Here is a 19296-nt window from a genome sequence, read left to right as displayed (position 1 = left end):
GTGAATGCCATTGATGCAGGAAGAATGTTTTATAAAATCCCAAAAAAAATAGGGACAATTTAATTGTCCCCATTTTCTACAGGTAATGCAGTTATAATATAACGATCCGGAGCACTTCCAATAAAGTTAAAAGGATAGCATGTTGTAAGGGTTAAAACCTCTTTCCCTTGTGGTTTAATAATCGTTCGATCATCCGCACTTACAATTTTAGTATCTACTATCTCGTATGAAAATTCACCATAAGGAAGTTTTACGGTTAATATATCTCCTAATTCTAGCTCTCCCATTCGTCTGAATACCGTATCACGATGGCCTGATAATACAATTTGTTCCCCTTGTGTTGGGTAAGCAGTTCCTTTATAATGACCAACACCTTTTTCCAACTCGTCCTCATCCGTTCCTTCTACTATAGGAAGATCGGATTCCAGTTTTGGAATATGTAGGATTCCAGCTGTTTCACCAGTGGATGGAGAAAAATTAGAACCGTCGATTGTAGCTTCTTCATTCGATTGAGTTTCTTTAGTAGAGTCTTTTATGATTTCTTTCGCTTCCGCTAAACTATTCTTTTGTGCGGTTTCAGTGGCATACCATTGATAGCCGCCAAAACCGAGAAAGACAATTCCTGCTGTTATGAGCAACATAGAAAATATACGCATAGGATCAAACTCCTCTTTAGTATTAGCTTTATTATAAACGGGGTTTGAAGAATATGGAAGAAGTAAAGTGATGTTTGTTATCAGACCTTTTTAAAGGAAGGTTTTAATTAAACGTTCTTTATAATGTAAAATTAATTTTTAGTTTTTTTAAAACTATAAGTAAATTAAAGTAATAGGCAGTAAATTAAAGATAATTGTTCATTATAACGTATAAATGGGTGATTTTGGTGTTTTTCTTTCTGAGGATAATGTCCTATACTGCAAACATAACGTTCTTAATAAGAAACAAAAGGGTTTTTAAAAAGAACGCGACTGATTCAATATATACATATTAGGAAGGGGGACAGCATCGGCATTTAGATTACTTATCTATTACTGTAAGAGTGATTGAGAAAAAGGCGCTATCGTTTTTTAGTAAACTGTGGAATTTTTTTGTATTAGAAAATTTAATTAAAAAATAGGGGGAATTGAAAAATGAGTCTTAAAAAGAAAATTGGAATGGGAATCGCAACAGCAGCACTAGGAATTTCATTAGTTGGTGGGGGAACGTTTGCATATTTTAGTGATTCGGAAGTAAATAATAGTTCCTTTGCAGCAGGAACATTAGATATTAACGTTAAAGGAAACGACACTGCTAATGCAATAATTGATGTTAATAATTTAAAACCTGGTGATACAATGACACGTAACTTTAAACTGAACAATACAGGTAGTTTAGATGTATCAAAGGTATTATTAACATCAAAATACACAACAACAGATGCCAAAGGGGATAATGCTGGTGCCGATTTTGGTGAACATATTAAAGTTAAGTTTCTAATAAATAAAGATAAGAAAACTGAGGTAGTTCATGAAACTACTTTGAAAGAATTAAGTGAAACGGATGTCGTTGATAGGGATCTATTAGGTTGGATACTAGGTGGGGAAAATGATGGCCTAAAAGCAAATTCTAATGATGATTTGCAGGTGAAGTTTGAGTTTGTTGATAATAAAAAAGACCAAAACGTCTTCCAAGGAGATTCTTTAAAACTTGAATGGACGTTTGATGCGAAGCAAACAAGAGGTACAGCAAAATAATATTCTTAAAACGGAAGACGAGTTAATCTCGTCTTCCATATTATACATATTTTAACAAACGGAGGGGATCCCATGAGTTTTAAAAAACATATCATGATGGGGATGGCGACAGGTTTAGTTGGGATGGCATTGATTAGTGGAGGAACTGTTGCCTATTTTACCGATAGTGTAGATACGCAGAACGAAATCATGTCGGGAACATTAGATTTGGGTGTGACAAATATAGATGACGGCGTTCTGTTTGAGTTTAAAAATAAACAACCGGGTGATGTATTCGATTATAAATTTAACCTGTCTAACAATGGAACTTTAGAAATTGGAGAGGTAACTTTAATATCGAACCATACAGTTGACGGTAAGGCTGATTTTGGTAGTCAGATAGAGGTCGTGTCGTTAACGGTTGATGGAGAAGAGAAAATTACATCTGACAAAAAGGTCACTTTAGATGATTTAAAAGGAGCGAAAAATGCAAAAGTTTTATTAAATAAATTTCCAGAGGATAGTCAGGATGTTGAAGTATTTGTAAAGTTTAAATTTATACAGACGAAGGAAAGCCAAAATGATTATCAAGGAAATGTGATGGATTTGAATTGGACTTTTGAGGCAAAGCAAGTCATTAAGGAAAAATAAAATTGTTCATTCTATAGGACTATTTTATGTGTAGTCCTAAGCATGTTAATTCTTTAATGTTTTTAGAACTACACATAATTACAGAAGCATAAAAAGGATTTCATTAAAAGGGCGGAGATAGTTTGTGAGGATGAGCCGTTTAAAAAAGTTTAAATCTAAATATCGGGGTTTTTGGTTGATAGCAAAAATTGCAATGATTTGGTATTTGTTACTCTTTTCCGCAACTTACTTCACTTCAACTACTTCTGCAGTTTTTTCTAGTAAGGTTGCACCAAAGGGAAGTATTGAAGCTTCAGATTGGTTAAAAGGGCAATACGAGCTTCAATTTGATATGAGTGGAAATCCACACAGAACATGTAGTATTGAAACTACTGTAAAGAATACGGGACCTGGTGATATGGAGGAAAATGTTAAATTTGATGTATTTTATGTTGAAAATGGAAATCCCGTGAAAGGTGAAAAAGTAGGAGAAGGACGAATTAATGCACTAAAAAGTGAAGAATCTGCAAAAGTTAGTTATGAAGCAAATAAGACTGGCAAATATGTCTTTATAGTGGATGAAAAAGATATAAAAGTGGAGAGTAAAAAATTTAATGTTGAATGTAATCCGAATAATGAAAAAGTAACGAACTCAGAACAGAAAACCGAAGAAAATAATAATGTTAACAAAGAACCTAGTGAAAAGGTTATAGAAAATATAGACGAACAGGTTAAGAAAGAGGATGAAACGAAATCCGTGGAACCTAAACAACAAGAAAAACAGGTGAAGGAAGAAAAGCCAGAGAAAAGTGCTGAACCCGAACAAAGCCCAGGGAAACCTGTTGAACAGAGATCTGTACAAGAGCAGAAGCCTGTAGAAGAAGAGAAACAAAAAGAAGAGGAAATGAAGCCGGAAATAGAATCTAATCCAAAGCAAGAAAACAAGGAAGGGGCATAATAATGAAAAAGAAAGCGTTATTTAAATGGGTTAATCGAATCATATCAAGTGTGTTAATGATTGTTCTTTTTGCAGTGGCGGCATTAGTGGTTATAAACAAAGCCTCAGGCGGAGAACCTGAAATCCTTGGTTATCAATTGAAAACGGTTTTATCTGGTTCTATGGAGCCTGAAATCCAAACTGGCTCTGTTATTGCTGTCACACCAGTAGAAGGCGATGAACGCAAGGAATTGGGGAATGGTGATGTCATTACATTTATGGAATCGGATGATATGTTAGTGACGCACAGAGTAATCGATGTTAACAATAGTGGCGACAATGTCTTTTATACAACGAAAGGGGATAATAACAATGCCCCTGATACGAATCCAGTACTTGCAGAGAATGTGGTAGCTGTTTATCAAGGATTTACAATTCCATACCTCGGATATATTTCAAGTTTTGCTCAGTCACCAAATGGTAGTATTGCTTTCTTGATTATACCTGGATTCTTAATGTTAGGTTATTCTATTTTAATAATATGGAGAGCACTAAGAGAATTGGATGATCATAAGAAAACTCCAACTGATGCAACGAATTCCTAATTTACTTAAAGAGGAAGATGATTATGAAATTCCGGAGAAAAACATTATTCATATTGATAATAAGCTTAATAATCATTACATTAATGAATTGGACGACTGTTTTAGCTGAAGAAAAGTTATCTATTGAAGTTCTACCGGCAAAAGAGTTGTTTGATGTAAGCAACATGAAACCAGGAGATTGGGCGCCGCGAACTACTACAATTAGGAATAATGGAGAGGTTGGATTTGAATACACTACTTCCGTTAAGCCAAATAGTGAATCGTTAAAACTGTATAATGAATTATTGCTAGAGGTTTGGGACGGCAATGAGGAGCTTTATAACGGAAAACTATCCGAGTTCACTGGATTTCCTCTGCGCGTTCTCTCACCGAATGAGGAAGAAGAATTAGAATATACTGTTCGATTTCCTGAGCATCTAGGAAATGAATTTCAAGGTTTAGATGCTAAATTCACTATTTATTACACTGCAGAAGCTGAAGACACTGAAGAAAGTGGTGTAGAATCAGTAACAGGGACAATTGATAGCGGTAATAGTACAGATGGGGGTATTTTACCAAACACTGCTACGAACATGTTTGCTTTTTTATTAATTGGCATGTTACTTATAACCGTTGGTAGCATAGTTGGTTTACTCGTTTTATATAATAAAAGGTCAAAGGCTTAGCAAATTTTCTCACTCTACAAAACTAGAAAAAACTCGACAAAACTAGCCACACAAAAGGGCGTTTAGAAATAGTATAATGGACTCAGATAAAAATGGACGTCAGAAAAATGGCAAACTTATTGAAAGGTAAGGGCGCAAAGTCACAGGTCTAACGCTTTTTATGCTATGACGGCTGGATTACCTGATTTAAAATGGGGGAAACGAGATGAGCGAGTTAGTAAAAAGTGTGGCGCTAGACAATGGTTGGATTCAATTGATAAAACAGGCAAAGGATATGGGGATGACGAAAGAGGAAATACGTGCATTTTTATTAAGACAAGGACAAATAAAATTCACAAAGTAATTTTGCTAGAAAATAGAACACCTCACCTGTTTTATGGTATAATCCCCAATGAAAGTAGGTGAGAAGACTTGATCGGTGAAAAAATCAAACAATTGCGCAAAGAGAAAAAAATGTCAATTTCAGAATTAGCCGAGCGAGCTGGGGTTGCTAAGTCTTATTTAAGTTCCATTGAACGGAACCTACAATCCAATCCGTCCATCCAGTTTATAGAAAAGATTAGCGAAGTGTTAGGCGTAACCGTAAATGAATTATTAAATGATGAAACAAATCAAAGTGTAGAGTATGAAACGTTAGATAACGAATGGTTAGATATCGTTCGTGAGGCAATGGATTCCGGAGTAACGAAAGAGCAATTTAGGGAATACTTGGAATTCAATAAATGGAGAAAGAGTAACGAATCATAAATATGATTAGTAGACCGTTTGGCATTCTGCTTTAACGGTTTTTTAGTGTGAGAAATAATTATAGAAAGAAGAAGTAAGGTGACATATGCGTAAATATTGGTACTGGATTTTGACCTTGGGATGGATGGGAATTATATATTATTCATCTTCTACCCCTTATGAAAAACAAGATATGAGACCGTTTTTAGGAAACCTCATTGATTTATCCTTTTTGGAACCCGCTCTTTCTTGGATTTCTTTTACTTATCATCAATCCGTTGTAAGTGTGGAAACATTAGGTGTTGCAGGATTTATCGAATTTTTTATACGTAAGGGGGCACATTTTACCGTTTTCTTCCTGTTAACATGCCTTTTTTATATTGCTATTAAAAGGACGACCCGTATCCCAAAAATACAGGCTATTTTAATTTCATTTTTATTAACTTCTGCATATGCTATCGTAGATGAAATCCACCAAGGTATAACGCCAAATCGCACACCATATATTGGAGATGTATTCATAGATGTGTTTGGAGCAATTGTTGCAGTGATATGTATTGTTATTTTTAGGAAGATAAGGAAAGCATAAAAACTTTCTAATCTTCATAAGTACAACTAAGCATTCACCAAAGGCTTGTGAATGCCGGTTTTCTAATAATAAGAAACAATTTATTGAAAATAATAAGAAATCTATAGAATAAATTGTAGATATATAGTAAGATACCCTATGTACGTTATTTTTTCTTAAAAAATAATAAATATCGACACAATGTAAAATGAAATATGTCTATTCATCTAGATTTAAGCGATAAATTTGAACAAAAGGCGGGACCGTTTAATGGGGGAACAAGAATTATATAAGCGAATGTTAAAGAAATTAATAGATGAAACAGAAAGTCAGAAGATTAAATCAGCTGAGGAGTTAATTCAGAAGATAGTAAAAGAATTAACGAGTAATCAACAATTAAGTGGAAATACACAAATCTAAAAAAAGAAAAGCTACGTTGGTGAGCTTTTCTTTTTTTTGCAGAAAAGAAAGTATAAACTCTCTTTTCCTGCATAAGTGCAACTAAGCCATTCACCAAAGGCTTGGCGAATGCCAAGTTTTCTAAAGGTTTATTCGGATGTTGATTCTACGTCAATTTCAATATATTTTGGATCTAGTTCCGTTATTTCAGCTTGGTCGTTTGTTAAATCAATGATCCATTCAGTGAATGTTGTTTCTTGCCCATCCTCCACAAAAACGATAAATTCTACATTTTCTAAGTAATTAATTGTTTCTAAAATATGCTCAGAATTCCGTAGTACGTTTTCTAGTTTTCCTAGTAAACCATAGTCTACTGTAATAGAAAAACCTTTCATTAATTGTCTTTTTACAATTCCTGTTGTTTTAATTGCCTGTGAAGTTGTACTTCCGTAAGCGCGAATTAATCCACCAGCACCAAGTTTAATTCCACCGAAATATCTTGTAACAACAATTGCGGTGTCTTTTAAACCTTGTTTTTTTAATACTTCAAGAATCGGTACTCCTGCAGTTCCACTTGGTTCCCCATCATCATTCGCCTTTTGAATTTCATCATGTTCTCCAATGATATAAGCTGAACAATTATGGGTGGCATCATAATGTTTTTTCTTTATTTCTTGAATAAACGTTTGTGCCTCGTCTTCGGTCTTTACTCGACGTACATACCCAATAAATCGTGATTTTTGTATGATTATTTGGTCATTTCCTTCAGGTTTTACGGTATAATAGGTTGATAACATGAATATTAAATCCTCCTATATGGGTAATAATTTTAATATGTAGGGGTAGAAATTCCTAGAATTTTATAGTTAACCCTATCAAAGCAGTGGGTATTTACGTATAATTATATCATAGGTTGGTGGGAACCGATGTCAAAGAAATTTGGAGACAATGCTTTAGATCATGTGATTGATGAGATGATTAATGTTGTTGTTCACAGTAAAGATGAAATTTTTGATATTAGTGAATGGGCCCGTTCCGAATATGAACGCCTTCAATTAGAGTTGAAAGAAATAAAAGAAAAGGTAATTCATTATATTGAAAAAGGCGACCAACTAGAGGTGAAAGTTCGTTTTTCCAGACAACGTTTAGCAGAAGTAAGTAAATTTTTTGACCAACATTCTGAAAATGAAATTCGTCAAGTTTATGAGACTACTCATCGAATGCAGACGAAATTAACGATTCTTCGTAGAGAGGAAAAAAATCTTCGGGAAAAACGTGATGATATTGAAAGAAGACTAGTGAAATTATCAAGTACGATGGAAAGAGCGGAAGGCTTAGCTAGTAAAATCACAGTAATCTTAAATTACTTACAAGAAGATTTTAAACAAGTAAATGAAGTGATTGAAGATGCAAAGGAAAAACAAAAGTTTGGCTTAAAGATCATTGAGGCGCAGGAGGAAGAACGTCGAAAAATTTCTCGTGAAATCCATGATGGTCCAGCACAAAGTTTAGCGAATATTTTATTGCGTTCGGAGATAATTGAAAGAATTTATCTCCAAGGTGAGGTTACCAAAGCAATGGACGAAATGAAAAGTATTCGCGGGATGATTCGCTCTTCGCTTGTTGAGGTAAGAAGAATTATTTATGATTTAAGGCCAATGGCATTAGATGATTTAGGGCTGGTCCCAACTATAAAAAAATATATATCAACTACAAGCGAATACAACAATATACATATTGATTTTATTATGATGGGAACGGAAAAACGCCTAAACTCTAAATATGAAATAGCTTTTTTTCGATTGATGCAAGAAGCGCTACAAAATGCAATCAAACATGCAGAGGCATCTGCTATTCAAGTAAAGTTGGAAATAGGTACAAACTATCTAACCTTAATAATTAAGGATGATGGAAAAGGATTTGATACAGAACGTAAAAAAGAACAGTCCTTTGGATTAATCGGAATGAAGGAAAGAGTGGAAAACCTTCAAGGTAAATTGTCTATCCAATCAGAGATAGGGAGAGGGACTGTTGTTACTATTCAGGCCCCGTATAACGAATCCGTGTTATGATTAAGATACAAAGCAATAAAACGTAATAGATATATAGATGGAGGAGAATAGAATGAGCGAGGAAAGAAATATTCGAATTGTACTAATAGATGATCATAAATTATTTCGTGAAGGGGTCAAACGTATTTTAGAATTTGAACCTAGTTTTGAAGTAGTTGCAGAAGGTAGTGATGGTTCGGAAGCAACGAAATTAGTAAAAGAAAATAACCCTGATATTGTTTTGATGGATATCAACATGCCGAATACAAATGGTGTAGAAGCTACAGCTGACTTAGTTCGTTATTTTCCAAATTCCAAGGTAATCATTCTATCCATTCACGATGATGAAAATTATGTAACACATGCATTGAAAACAGGTGCTTTAGGTTATCTATTAAAAGAAATGGATGCAGATGCCTTAATCGAAGCAATCAAAGTAGTTAGTGAAGGTGGTTCTTATCTACATCCGAAAGTAACTCATAATCTAGTGTTAGAATATCGTAGACTTGCAAAAGAAAATAGACCTTCTGTAAATGACAGAGGTATCGAATATCGTAAACCACTTCATCTATTAACTAAACGTGAATGCCAAGTTTTACAATTACTAGCTGATGGGAAAAGCAATCGTGCAGTAGCGGAAACATTGTATATAAGTGAAAAAACAGTCAAAAACCATGTAAGTAATATTTTACAAAAAATGAATTGTAATGACCGTACACAAGCAGTAGTCTCTGCTATCCGAAAAGGATGGGTAGAGGTTATCTGATAGATTATATACGGGCGGATACCCTAGTACAATTGTATTAGGGTATTTTTTGTGGCAGGATAAGTAAGGATAAGCAAGTTTTCTAAGAAACACTTAGTATATTAATGCTTTTTTTCATGGAATCATGTAAAATATTGCTCAAGAAGCTTAATTCTTAATAAGGAGAAGATTGTTTATGAAGGTAGCTGTTATGACTGATAGTACAGCATACATACCAGCTGAAATCCGGAAACAAGAGAATATATATATGGTACCACTCAGCGTTGTTTTCGGAGAGGAAATATATCAAGAAGAAATCGATATTTCTACTAATGAATTTTATAAAAAACTTAAAGAAGTAGGATATTTACCAACTACATCTCAACCTTCAATCGGATATGTGACCGAGACATTAGAAAAATTGGCAAAAGATTATGATGCGGTTGTCTCTATACACCTTTCTAGCGGAATAAGTGGGACGTATCAATCGGTAATTAGTGCAGGAGAAATGGTAGAGGGAATAGATGTCTACGCGTATGATTCAGAAATTAGTGCGATGGCACAAGGGTTTTATGTATTAGAAGCTGCCCAAATGGCAAAAAGTGGTATTTCGGCTAAAGAAATTATCGCCCGTTTAGATGAAATGAAACAAACATTACGTGCTTATTTTATGGTCGACGATTTAACAAACTTACAACGAGGTGGGCGTCTAAGTAGTGCTCAAGCTTTAGTAGGTGGGCTCTTACAAATTAAACCTATTCTTCACTTTGAAGATAAGGTCATCGTTCCATTCGAAAAAATTCGAACCCGTAAAAAAGCAATTAATCGAATCATGGGAATGCTTGATGAAGTAGCGGCAACAGGAAAAGAATTAAAAGTTACATTTATTCATGGAAATGATGAACAGGCAGCTAAGGATCTTAGAGATTCTTTTTTAGAAAAATATCCAAACATGGATACCATTATTAGCTATTTTGGACCTGTTATCGGTACCCATCTTGGCGAAGGTGCAATTGGTGTTGCTTGGTATGTGAAATAAATAAAATGGGGAAGCAGGTTTTTTCTGTTTCCTTATTTTGGCAGTAAGGAAAGAAAAACTTTCCCGTCTACATAAGTGCAACTAAGGCATTCACCCAAAGGCTTGGCGAATGCCAAGTTTTCTAAGCAATATCCTTCAGTAAACATATTATCTTATAAGAAAGTGAGTGAATTTATTAATGGAAATAATAACTTCTACTCAATTAGAAGATCTATCCAAGGGCTTTTCAGGTAGAATTTTATTACGAAAAGAAATTCCCCTAGATAAACCTACATTTCAACACTTCCTCGAACATCAATATTTAATACCTCAGCAATCCATCATAAATAAAGTATTTACCCATCAGTGTTTACGGTGTGGCAATGAAAAGAAATCTTTATTTGCAAAGATCCCTTGCTCTATTTGTAATGGGATACATTTATATTGTAGAAAATGTATTCAGATGGGACGAGTGACGGAATGTGAGCCCTTGTATACATGGGGGGGACCACCTCCAAACTGGCCTACGTATGAGCAACCTTGTTCATGGGATGGAACATTGACACAAGGGCAACAACAGGCATCCAATCATATGGTTCAAGCGATTCGGAATGGTGAAAAAGAATACCTGATTTGGGCGGTATGCGGAGCTGGAAAAACGGAGATGATATTCCCGGCAATAACGGAGACCCTCCAACAAGGAAAACGCATCTGTATTGCTACGCCGAGAGCTGATGTCGTCCGTGAACTTTATCCAAGATTGCAAAAAGCATTTGAAGAAGTCCCAGTTCAAGCATTATATGGTGGGAGCGAAACAAAGGATGCAAGCGCACAGTTAATTATTGCAACAACCCACCAGTTACTTCGTTTTCAACATGCGTTTGATGTAATCATTATTGATGAAATTGATGCCTTCCCTTTCAATAAAGATCCTTCCCTCCCGTTCTCCGCTAATCGAGCAAAAAAACAAGATAGTACGATGATTTATTTAACCGCAACCCCTAGAAAGGACCATCAAAGACGGATAATGAAACAGTCGCTTCCACATACATTTGTTCCTGTCCGGTTTCATGGGCATCCTTTACCAATCCCAACAACAAGAATCTGTTTTTCTCTAAAAAAAGACCTAGATGAATATCGGTTTCCAAAAGCATTTTATAAATGGCTGTCAAAAAGAGAAAATAGCAAACGTCAGCTTTTAATCTTCGTCCCTACTATTAAATTAGCCGAAAAAATGAAAGATTCGCTTGCTAGTATTTTAAAAAAGGAAAATATAATTTCATCAGAAAAAATGCTCACCTCCGTTCATGCGGAAGACATAGATCGAGAAGAGAAAGTAATCCAGTTTAGACAGAAAAAAATAACTGTCATGGTTACAACGACCATTCTAGAAAGAGGAGTGACGTTTCCTTCTGTGGATGTGGCAATAATTGATGCAGGCCACGTTGTTTTTGATGAAGCTGCTTTAGTCCAAATTGCTGGTCGAGCGGGAAGGAGTGCAGATGACCCAAATGGAGAAGTAATTTTCTTTCATGATGGGAAGACGGAAGCAATGGAAAGAGCAATTGCCTCTATTAATAAAATGAATAAACGTGGAGGATTTGAAACATGAATTGTGCATGGTGTGACACGGAAATAATTTTACAATTAAGTTGGGCCAATTTAATGATGTTGGAAAAAGCAGAGATCTTATGTCCCGAGTGTAAGTTTGATTTAGAATGGATTCAGGGGAATCGGTGTGACCGCTGTAGTAGAAATACGAATGAAAAAAGATGCACGGACTGCCAATGGTGGGAAAAACAAAAGGAAAATGGGTCCTTTTTATTCAACTATTCTATTTTTTCCTATAATCCATTTATGAAAGAAGTTATTGCAAAATGGAAGTATCGTGGGGATTATTATTTAGGTTACATCTTTGAAAATTATGTAATGGAAGCATTTCGAGAAAAGTTTTCTTTTTTAAAGAAGGAAGGGTTAGTCGTTCCCATTCCATTGAGTGAAGAACGATTGTTAGAGAGAGGGTTTAATCAAGCGAAAATGATAGCTGATTTTTTACCGTTAGAAACAAAGGAACTTTTAACGAGATTACATGGTGAAAAACAGTCGAAAAAGTCTCGTAAGGAGAGAATTTTAACGGGAAGTCCTTTTTTTATAACAGAAACTATTAACAAACCAGTCTTATTGGTCGATGATATATATACAACAGGAACAACTTTACGCCATGCTGCTCGACTATTAATGGAACATGGTTGTCCAAGTGTTTATGCGTTAACATTGGTACGGGGATAAGTTGTTTCAGTATACGAGAAAAGAGGGTATCAAGATGGCAGAACTAGCTAATTGTTCCCGCTGTGGAGCCGTCTATGTCAAGGCACTCCGGGATATTTGTCAAGATTGTTATACAGAAGAAGAAAGAGCTTTTCAAGCGGTGTATTCATTTTTACTTAATCAGAATAATCGTAAGGCAACGAGGACGGATATAATAGATGCTACAGGAATTGAAGATTGGTATATTACAAAATTTATTAGAGAGAAACGCTTATTATTATCCAAATTTCCTAATTTATCATATCCATGTGAAACTTGTGGAACGGGTATAACGTCTGGTAAACTCTGTCAAGATTGCCAGGAATCCATTATAAAAGATTTAAAAAGAGAAGAAGAACTGGAAATGAAAGCAGAAAGGTACAAAAAAACAAGTTCTGTTGCGAATACGTATTATACGTTAGATAAGAAAAATAGAAAATAAATCTGTACGTAAATCTTTATTTTTCCATGAATATGCCGATAATATATAATAGAGATGTTTATGGGAGAAAGGGTGAAGGATTTTGAGAATAAATGGTTCAAATCAGACAAATTTTAATCCCTATAAAAATATTTTAAAGAAACAAGCGGAAGTTAAACGGGAAGTTAATAAACAAGATCAAATTGAAATATCGAAAGAAGCGAAGCAATTACAAGAAAGTGAAAGACCAAATGAAAAACGCGCGGAATATGTTCAATCAATTAAAAATTTAGTTCAATCTGGGGAATATCAAGTAGACCCAGAAAAAACAGCAAAGAAGATGATTGAATTTTGGTCAATTAAATAAGGGGTATAGATTCGTGTTCAAAAGGAGGACTTATTTTGTCCATAAAACCTATCATTCAATCATTATTTAAACTTATTGATTTGCACAAAGAATTACTTTCTATTTCTGAACAAAAAACAGAATTAGTAAAAGCAGGAACGATAGATAAATTGCAACAACTGATAGTAAAAGAACGGAAGCAAATCCGACTATTAGAACAAATGGAAGGAAAAAGACAGCAAGAAGTGGAAAAATGGTTTTCTATACAAGGCCTTCCTACGAGTGATGCAACAATCACAACTATATTAGAAACTCTTGAAAATGAATCGGAAAAAGTAGAGATTACCAAAGCATCAGAACAATTAACGGATTATATGATGAAATTAAAACAACAAGAATCATTAAATCAAACATTAATCGATCAATCATTACAATTCGTACAATTATCGTTGGACTTACTAAATCCGTCTATTTCCAATTTGAACTACGGAAAGCAAAAGCAAGAAATGAAATCTTACAATCGGTCGATTTTCGATTCACAAGCATAATAAGGTAAAGAGGAGAAGACAATGAGTACATTTCGTGGGTTAGAAATGGCAAAAAACGCCATATTTACACAACAATCTGCACTTCACACAACTGGACATAATATTGCAAATGCCAATACGGAAGGATACACGAGACAACGTGTAAACTTTGAAACAACGAGCCCATTCCCAAGTGCATCTAGAAACCGACAAGAATTACCAGGACAAATTGGGACAGGGGTAAAAGCTGGTTCGATTCAACGTATAAGAAACCAATTTTTAGACATTCAATTCCGTGGAGAGAACAGTAAATTTGGTTACTATGAAACAAGGAATGAAGCATTAGCGCGGATGGAGAATATATTAAATGAACCTTCTGATACTGGATTGTCTGCATCGATGAATCAATTTTGGCAGTCTTTACAGGATTTATCGGTTAACCCGGAAAATGCTGGGGCAAGATCTGTTGTTCTTCAACGTGGAAAGGCACTTGCAGGTACGTTTAATTATATGTCAGATTCCTTAAATAAAATTCGTGGTGATTTAAAGAATCAGCTTGAAGTCACATTAAAAGATGCGAATACCATGCTTGTGGAAATTAATAAAATCAATAAGGAAGTAAGGAATTTAGAAACGAACGGATATACCGCAAATGACTTATATGATAAACGGGACGTATTATTAGATGAATTATCGAAAATTGTTCCGATTCAAGTGTCGTACGATAAACAAAATAACGGTGATGGAGTTGCGACTGTATCCATTGTGGATGATACAGGAAATCCGATTGTGACTTTAATTGATGGCGAAACGGACACAGTGAATACTTTTTCGGAAACGGGTCTTTATTCTGAAGTAAATAACTTGGAAGTAGTTTCACAAATAAAAGTGGGAGACACAGCTATTTCAATGGATCAGCTTCTATCATCAAAAGGTTCTCTAAGTGGTTTGATTGAATCGCTCGGATATACAATGGATGGACAAAGTGCAGAAGGAGATTATCCTACAATCCTATCCAAACTAGATAAGATGGCTTATGAATTTGCCGGAGCATTCAATAACCAACATGGAGATGATTTTTTCGGGTTTGATGACGCCATTACCGATCAAAACGGAGCAGCGGGTGCCATTAAAGTAGTTTTAGATGATCCGACAAAAATCAATGCAGGAAGTGAATCAGGTAACGGGCAAAATGCACTTGATTTAGCTGATTTATTGCATGAACCATTAACAGATTTAGATGATTCTTCGATGATGGGTTTCTATGAATCAGTTATTGGTGATCTAGGGGTTATTGCAGAGCATGCAAAAAGAATGACGGACAATACCAATATTTTAAAATCACAGGTGGAAAATCAGCGTATGTCAGTTAGTGCTGTATCCTTAGATGAAGAACTGACAAATATGCTTCAGTTCCAACATGCATATAATGCAGCAGCTCGAAGCATGACAACCGTAGATGAAATGCTTGATCGAATTATTAATAGTATGGGCTTAGTAGGAAGGTAGGTGAATGAAGCATGCGTGTTACACAAGGAATGATTTCGAACAGTTTGCTTCATAATTTATCAAACAGTAATTCCAAAATGGAAAAATATATGAATCAGCTAAGTACGGGTAAAAAAATTACAAGACCGTCTGATGATCCTGTTGTTGCTATGAAAGGGATGGGTTATCGTTCCGAGGTTCTTCAGGTGAAACAATACCAACGGAATACCAATGAATTACATAACTGGTACGATAATTCTGACGCTGCTCTTGATAAGGCAACCCAAGCGATGCAACGTGTAAGAGAATTAGCGGTCCAGGCTAGTAATGGAACATATGATGAAGATGAACGCAAAAGTATTGCACAAGAAGTGGCGCAATTAAAGGAACATATCATTGAAATTGCGAATACACAAGTAAATGATAAATATATTTTTAATGGTTCCCATACGGATGCACCGCTTGTGAAGGAAAATGGTGCGGACTTTGATACTTATGTACCGGTTGAAATAGAGGTCTCTAAAGGAACAACGTTAACCGCTAGTGTAAATGGACAGGATGTTTTTGAAGGATTGGTTAATACATTGGATACATTTGTTAACCAACTAAATAGTGATGACACTAATGGAATTAATAATAGTATTGGAGAAATCTCCACAGGTATAGATAAAATTATTAATGCTAGAGCAGATTTAGGTGCACGAATGAATCGTTTAGAATTAGTAGAGAACCGTTTGAATGAGCAAGAAACTATAGCTACGAAAACGATGTCTAATAATGAGGATGTAGACTATGCCAAAACGATTACTGAATTAATCACACAGGAGAGTATTCACCGTGCTGCGCTTTCTGCTGGGGCACGAATTATTCAACCAACATTACTTGACTTTTTAAGATAATAATAAAAGGTCCTACCTTCATGGAGGGTGGGCCTTTATTTGATAGATAAAAAAATCAGGAGAGGATATCTATGCAGTTTCCGCAAATACGTTTGCAATCACAACATGCACAAATCCAATTAAGTATTAAGGATGCAACATTAGAAATGCAGCAACCGAAAGCAGATCTTTCCATTCAACAACCTCCTGCTGAACTATCAATTCGTACGACTCCTGGCAAGCTAAATATAGACCAGTCACAAGCATGGGCCGAAATGAATTTAAAAACGATTCCGCAATTGGTTCAAGATTTTGCTGCAGAAGGTAGGAGTAAATCCTTGGAGGGGATTGGAAGACGTGCAAGTGAGGGAGCTGAATTAATGCAGATTGAAAATGGAGGGGATCCATTAGTATCCCAAGCAGTTAATCATGCGTTTGAACCGATGAAACGATTGGGAATCACTTTCATACCTTCTCCTTTTTCTGTAAAAATGAACTATCAACCAGCAGAGGTACAAGTGGATGTGAAAGTCAATAAACCAATAATCGAGAGCTCGATTAATAAGCCAGTCATTCATTATGAAAAAGGATCAGTTGAAACATCACTAAAACTAAAAGAGGATTTACAAATTGACTTTGTCAACATCACGGTTTAAAGAAGATGTTCCATAAGAGGTGAAAAGAAATGAAATTACAAACAAAATATTTAGGTGAAATGGAAATAGAGGAGCAAAAACAAATTTATTTCGCAAATGGTATTCCAGGGTTTCCTAATGAAAAACAATTTGTTCTATTGGATGTACCCGATAATCCAGTTTTTCAAATATTACAATCGGTTGAGTCCACATATACTGCTTTTTTTGTTATCAATCCTTTTCTACTTTATAAGGATTATAGTTTTGATTTAGACGAAAACACGATTGAAATTCTTCAAATTAATAGTGAAGATGAAGTTGTGATTCTCTCTATCGTCACTTTAAAGGATCCATTTCATTCCAGTACCATCAACTTAAAAGCCCCTATTGTGATTAATTCCAATCAAATGCTCGGAAAACAATATATTTTAAATCAGGAAGCTTATCCGTCTAAAGCATCCATTGACCCTAATCCAATTTTGGAAGGAGTTGCCGAAAAATAATGCTTGTACTTACTCGGAAGAAAAATGAAGCACTCCAAATTGGCGATGATATAGAAATCAAAGTACTTGGGATTGAAGGGGATCAAGTAAAGTTAGGCATTGCTGCACCAAAATCGGTAGAAATACATCGGAAAGAAATTTATTTAGACATTAAAGAACAGAATAACGCAGCAGCTAATATTTCCTTAGATATATTAAAGTTATTTAAGGATTCTAATAAAAATTAGGTGAATGACTTGAATTTAGTTAGAAATATCCGATATTAATGGTGATCAAACGATTTAGGGGAGATGTAAAAATGGCAATCGATAAATTAATGCCAATTACACAAACAGTGGAAGTTCCATATAAAAAGGAAACTTCTACTATGTCGGATAAGTTAATATCGGGCGAAGGGGTAAATCCTACAGGAAATATTGATCCTAAAGTGGACAAAACCGAATTAGAAAAAACAGTAAATGCTTTGAATGATTTTTTAAAACCAGAGCGAAGAAATATTAAATTTGAATTTCATGAAAAACTAGAACGGTATTATGTTACTGTTGTAAATTCTGAAACAAAGGAATTAATAAGAGAAATCCCAGCTAGAAAGTTATTAGATATGTACGCGGAAATGGCTGACTTTATGGGATTTTTAATTGATAAAAAAGTGTAAGGAGTAATTTCTTATGAGAATTAGTGGATTAGCCACAGGAATGGATACGGAATCAATCATAAATGACTTGATGAAAGTCGAGAAAATGCCTCTTGATAAGATGGAACAAGATAAAACGAAGATGGAATGGCAACGTGATAAATTCCGTGAAATAAATACATTGCGCCAAAAAATTGATGATATGGCATTTGATTTGCAATTGTCAAAGACGTTTAACACAAAAACGGTTAACTCGTCCCAAGAAAATGCGGTGACTGCTACTGGTAGCCCTACATCTTCAGAGGGAGCGTATAAGATTGAAGTAACAAAGCTAGCAACGTCATATATTAATGTAAGTGATAAAATTACCGACACAGATTTATCTAAAAAGGTGGGTAATACATTTTCATTGAAAACTTTTAATGATAATGATAATGATCCCACTAATGAATTTGAGTATACAATTGAACAAGGCGATACATTAGATGATTTAATTAAGAAAATTAATGAAGCCGACATTAATGTACGGATGTTTTATGATGAAAATACGAATCAAGTCATAATGGAAACGACAAGAACCGGTAAATATAATAATGATACTAATGAAGGAAATGGAAAAGAAATAGTATTTGATGAAAAATTTGCGGAGATATTTAAAATGGGTCATGATTCTTCTAAAGAAAGAGATGCTACAAATGCAACATTTAAATATAATGATGCATATACTGTGACCTCGAAAGAGAACAATTATACTCTAAATGGTATAAATTTTGAATTTAAAAATACAACTGAAGGACCGGCTACGATTACGTTAACTAACGATATTGATACTACTGTCGATCGTATTAAAGAGTTTGTGGAGAAATACAATGAACTAATTGATATGATGAATCAAACACAACGTGAAGAAAAATATCGTGATTTTCCACCGCTTACAGAGGAGCAGAAGAAGGAGTTAGAGGAAAGAGAAATTGAACTCTGGGAAGAAAAGGCAAAAAGTGGAATTCTTCGTGGAGACTCTATTATTACCTCTACTATGACAAATCTCCGTCAAAATTGGTATCAGTCTGTTGATACAGGTGGTACGTATAATGTAATAACTCAAATAGGCTTGACAACAACGAAAGATTATTTAGACGGCGGAAAAATTGAAATAAATGAGGATAAATTACGTGAAGCCTTACAAACCGATCCGGATAGTGTTCACAAACTATTTGCTGGTAATGGTGATGGTAAGGGGATTATGGATCACATAGATGATTCGTTGGAAACTCTTAAAACCCAAATCCATGAGCGGGCAGGTAGAAGTTCAGATACGTTATCAAACTATACTTTAGGAAAACGAATAAAGGATATCGATAACAGAATGGATGTTTTCCAAGATCGCTTGCAACAAATCGAAACTCGCTATTGGCGACAATTTACGGCGATGGAAAAAGCAATTTCAACTATGAATAATCAATCTGCGATGTTGATGAATAATTTTTTCCAATAAATTAAT

Annotated in this window: 26 protein-coding genes and 1 riboswitch; of the genes, 24 read left to right on the top strand and 2 right to left on the bottom strand. The window is 34.9% G+C overall.

The genetic code is table 11. The annotated features are described in order from the left end of the window. Positions 1–59: 59 nt before the first annotated feature. Positions 60–656, bottom strand: a complete 597-nt coding sequence (locus tag A9178_RS05400; protein WP_068673114.1) for a class D sortase — start codon at positions 654–656, stop codon at positions 60–62. A gap of 474 nt (positions 657–1130) precedes the next feature. Between A9178_RS05400 and A9178_RS05395 the strand changes: the two genes are divergently transcribed. From A9178_RS05395 to A9178_RS19120, 9 genes are all read left to right on the top strand, one after another. Further along, on the top strand, positions 1131–1733 hold the full coding sequence (locus tag A9178_RS05395; protein ID WP_068673113.1) for a CalY family protein: 603 nt from the start codon (positions 1131–1133) through the stop codon (positions 1731–1733). Positions 1734–1805: 72 nt separating this feature from the next. Continuing rightward, entirely contained in the window at positions 1806–2363 is a 558-nt protein-coding gene (locus tag A9178_RS05390; protein ID WP_068673111.1) for a TasA family protein, read from the top strand. Between the two features lie 130 nt (positions 2364–2493). After that, positions 2494–3300: an amyloid fiber anchoring/assembly protein TapA gene (tapA, locus tag A9178_RS05385; RefSeq protein ID WP_068673109.1), complete on the top strand. Its 807-nt coding sequence runs from the start codon at positions 2494–2496 to the stop codon at positions 3298–3300. Positions 3301–3302: 2 nt separating this feature from the next. After that, positions 3303–3884 (top strand): signal peptidase I SipW, encoded by a 582-nt coding sequence (sipW, locus tag A9178_RS05380; RefSeq protein WP_068673107.1) that lies wholly within the window; start codon positions 3303–3305, stop codon positions 3882–3884. 23 nt (positions 3885–3907) lie between these two features. Continuing rightward, on the top strand, positions 3908–4549 hold the full coding sequence (locus A9178_RS05375; RefSeq protein WP_068673105.1) for an LPXTG cell wall anchor domain-containing protein: 642 nt from the start codon (positions 3908–3910) through the stop codon (positions 4547–4549). 99 nt (positions 4550–4648) lie between these two features. Continuing rightward, positions 4649–4734: riboswitch (cyclic di-GMP riboswitch) on the top strand. A gap of 20 nt (positions 4735–4754) precedes the next feature. Next, complete coding sequence (locus A9178_RS18570; RefSeq protein ID WP_082918099.1) at positions 4755–4892, top strand: anti-repressor SinI family protein; 138 nt, start codon at positions 4755–4757, stop codon at positions 4890–4892. 68 nt (positions 4893–4960) lie between these two features. Continuing rightward, entirely contained in the window at positions 4961–5296 is a 336-nt protein-coding gene (locus A9178_RS05370) for a helix-turn-helix domain-containing protein (protein WP_068673103.1), read from the top strand. Between the two features lie 85 nt (positions 5297–5381). Next, positions 5382–5864 (top strand): VanZ family protein, encoded by a 483-nt coding sequence (locus A9178_RS05365; RefSeq protein ID WP_068673101.1) that lies wholly within the window; start codon positions 5382–5384, stop codon positions 5862–5864. A 249-nt stretch (positions 5865–6113) separates the two neighbouring features. Continuing rightward, entirely contained in the window at positions 6114–6263 is a 150-nt protein-coding gene (locus A9178_RS19120) for a hypothetical protein (protein ID WP_197482155.1), read from the top strand. A 128-nt stretch (positions 6264–6391) separates the two neighbouring features. On the opposite strand, the gene A9178_RS05360 is transcribed toward A9178_RS19120, so the two are convergent. Further along, on the bottom strand, positions 6392–7039 hold the full coding sequence (locus A9178_RS05360; protein WP_068673099.1) for a YigZ family protein: 648 nt from the start codon (positions 7037–7039) through the stop codon (positions 6392–6394). Between the two features lie 129 nt (positions 7040–7168). Between A9178_RS05360 and A9178_RS05355 the strand changes: the two genes are divergently transcribed. The 15 genes from A9178_RS05355 (at position 7169) to A9178_RS05285 (ending at position 19290) form a co-directional block, all read left to right on the top strand. Further along, on the top strand, positions 7169–8314 hold the full coding sequence (locus tag A9178_RS05355; protein ID WP_068673097.1) for a sensor histidine kinase: 1146 nt from the start codon (positions 7169–7171) through the stop codon (positions 8312–8314). A gap of 52 nt (positions 8315–8366) precedes the next feature. Further along, positions 8367–9059, top strand: a complete 693-nt coding sequence (locus tag A9178_RS05350; protein WP_068673096.1) for a response regulator — start codon at positions 8367–8369, stop codon at positions 9057–9059. 175 nt (positions 9060–9234) lie between these two features. Continuing rightward, positions 9235–10077 carry a DegV family protein gene (locus tag A9178_RS05345; protein WP_068673094.1) on the top strand — a complete coding sequence of 281 codons (843 nt, stop codon included), beginning with the start codon at positions 9235–9237 and terminating at the stop codon, positions 10075–10077. A gap of 469 nt (positions 10078–10546) precedes the next feature. Beyond that, complete coding sequence (locus A9178_RS05340; protein WP_369801952.1) at positions 10547–11668, top strand: ATP-dependent helicase ComFA; 1122 nt, start codon at positions 10547–10549, stop codon at positions 11666–11668. Then, positions 11665–12345 (top strand): ComF family protein, encoded by a 681-nt coding sequence (locus A9178_RS05335; protein WP_068673090.1) that lies wholly within the window; start codon positions 11665–11667, stop codon positions 12343–12345. Before A9178_RS05340 ends, A9178_RS05335 begins: the two co-directional genes overlap by 4 nt. 34 nt (positions 12346–12379) lie before the next feature. Further along, the gene (locus tag A9178_RS05330; protein ID WP_068673088.1) at positions 12380–12805 is read left to right on the top strand and encodes a TIGR03826 family flagellar region protein; all 426 of its coding nucleotides are present in this window, start codon (positions 12380–12382) and stop codon (positions 12803–12805) included. An 82-nt stretch (positions 12806–12887) separates the two neighbouring features. Next, a complete protein-coding gene (gene flgM, locus A9178_RS05325; protein WP_068673086.1) occupies positions 12888–13151 on the top strand; it encodes a flagellar biosynthesis anti-sigma factor FlgM in 264 nt (87 codons plus the stop codon). 35 nt (positions 13152–13186) lie between these two features. Further along, entirely contained in the window at positions 13187–13678 is a 492-nt protein-coding gene (locus A9178_RS05320) for a flagellar protein FlgN (protein ID WP_068673084.1), read from the top strand. A gap of 21 nt (positions 13679–13699) precedes the next feature. Continuing rightward, positions 13700–15166, top strand: coding sequence for a flagellar hook-associated protein FlgK (gene flgK, locus A9178_RS05315; RefSeq protein WP_068673082.1), 1467 nt, complete (start codon positions 13700–13702; stop codon positions 15164–15166). Between the two features lie 11 nt (positions 15167–15177). Then, positions 15178–16044: a flagellar hook-associated protein FlgL gene (gene flgL, locus A9178_RS05310; protein WP_068673080.1), complete on the top strand. Its 867-nt coding sequence runs from the start codon at positions 15178–15180 to the stop codon at positions 16042–16044. Between the two features lie 71 nt (positions 16045–16115). Beyond that, positions 16116–16679, top strand: coding sequence for a DUF6470 family protein (locus A9178_RS05305; RefSeq protein ID WP_068673078.1), 564 nt, complete (start codon positions 16116–16118; stop codon positions 16677–16679). Between the two features lie 29 nt (positions 16680–16708). Then, positions 16709–17161 (top strand): flagellar assembly protein FliW, encoded by a 453-nt coding sequence (gene fliW, locus A9178_RS05300; protein WP_068673076.1) that lies wholly within the window; start codon positions 16709–16711, stop codon positions 17159–17161. Then, positions 17161–17388 (top strand): carbon storage regulator CsrA, encoded by a 228-nt coding sequence (csrA, locus tag A9178_RS05295; RefSeq protein ID WP_068673074.1) that lies wholly within the window; start codon positions 17161–17163, stop codon positions 17386–17388. The genes fliW and csrA overlap by 1 nt, the downstream gene beginning before the upstream one ends. 71 nt (positions 17389–17459) lie before the next feature. Further along, positions 17460–17816 (top strand): flagellar protein FlaG, encoded by a 357-nt coding sequence (gene flaG / locus A9178_RS05290; RefSeq protein WP_082918098.1) that lies wholly within the window; start codon positions 17460–17462, stop codon positions 17814–17816. A gap of 13 nt (positions 17817–17829) precedes the next feature. Next, on the top strand, positions 17830–19290 hold the full coding sequence (locus A9178_RS05285) for a flagellar hook-associated protein 2 (protein WP_068673072.1): 1461 nt from the start codon (positions 17830–17832) through the stop codon (positions 19288–19290). Positions 19291–19296 lie beyond the last annotated feature (6 nt).

It is taken from the genome of Oceanobacillus sp. Castelsardo (genome assembly GCF_001659985.1).
Classification (GTDB): Bacteria; Bacillota; Bacilli; order Bacillales; family Amphibacillaceae; genus Oceanobacillus.
The sequence above is the reverse complement of the archived record's forward strand: the minus strand, read 5'-3'. Positions and strand labels throughout refer to the sequence as shown.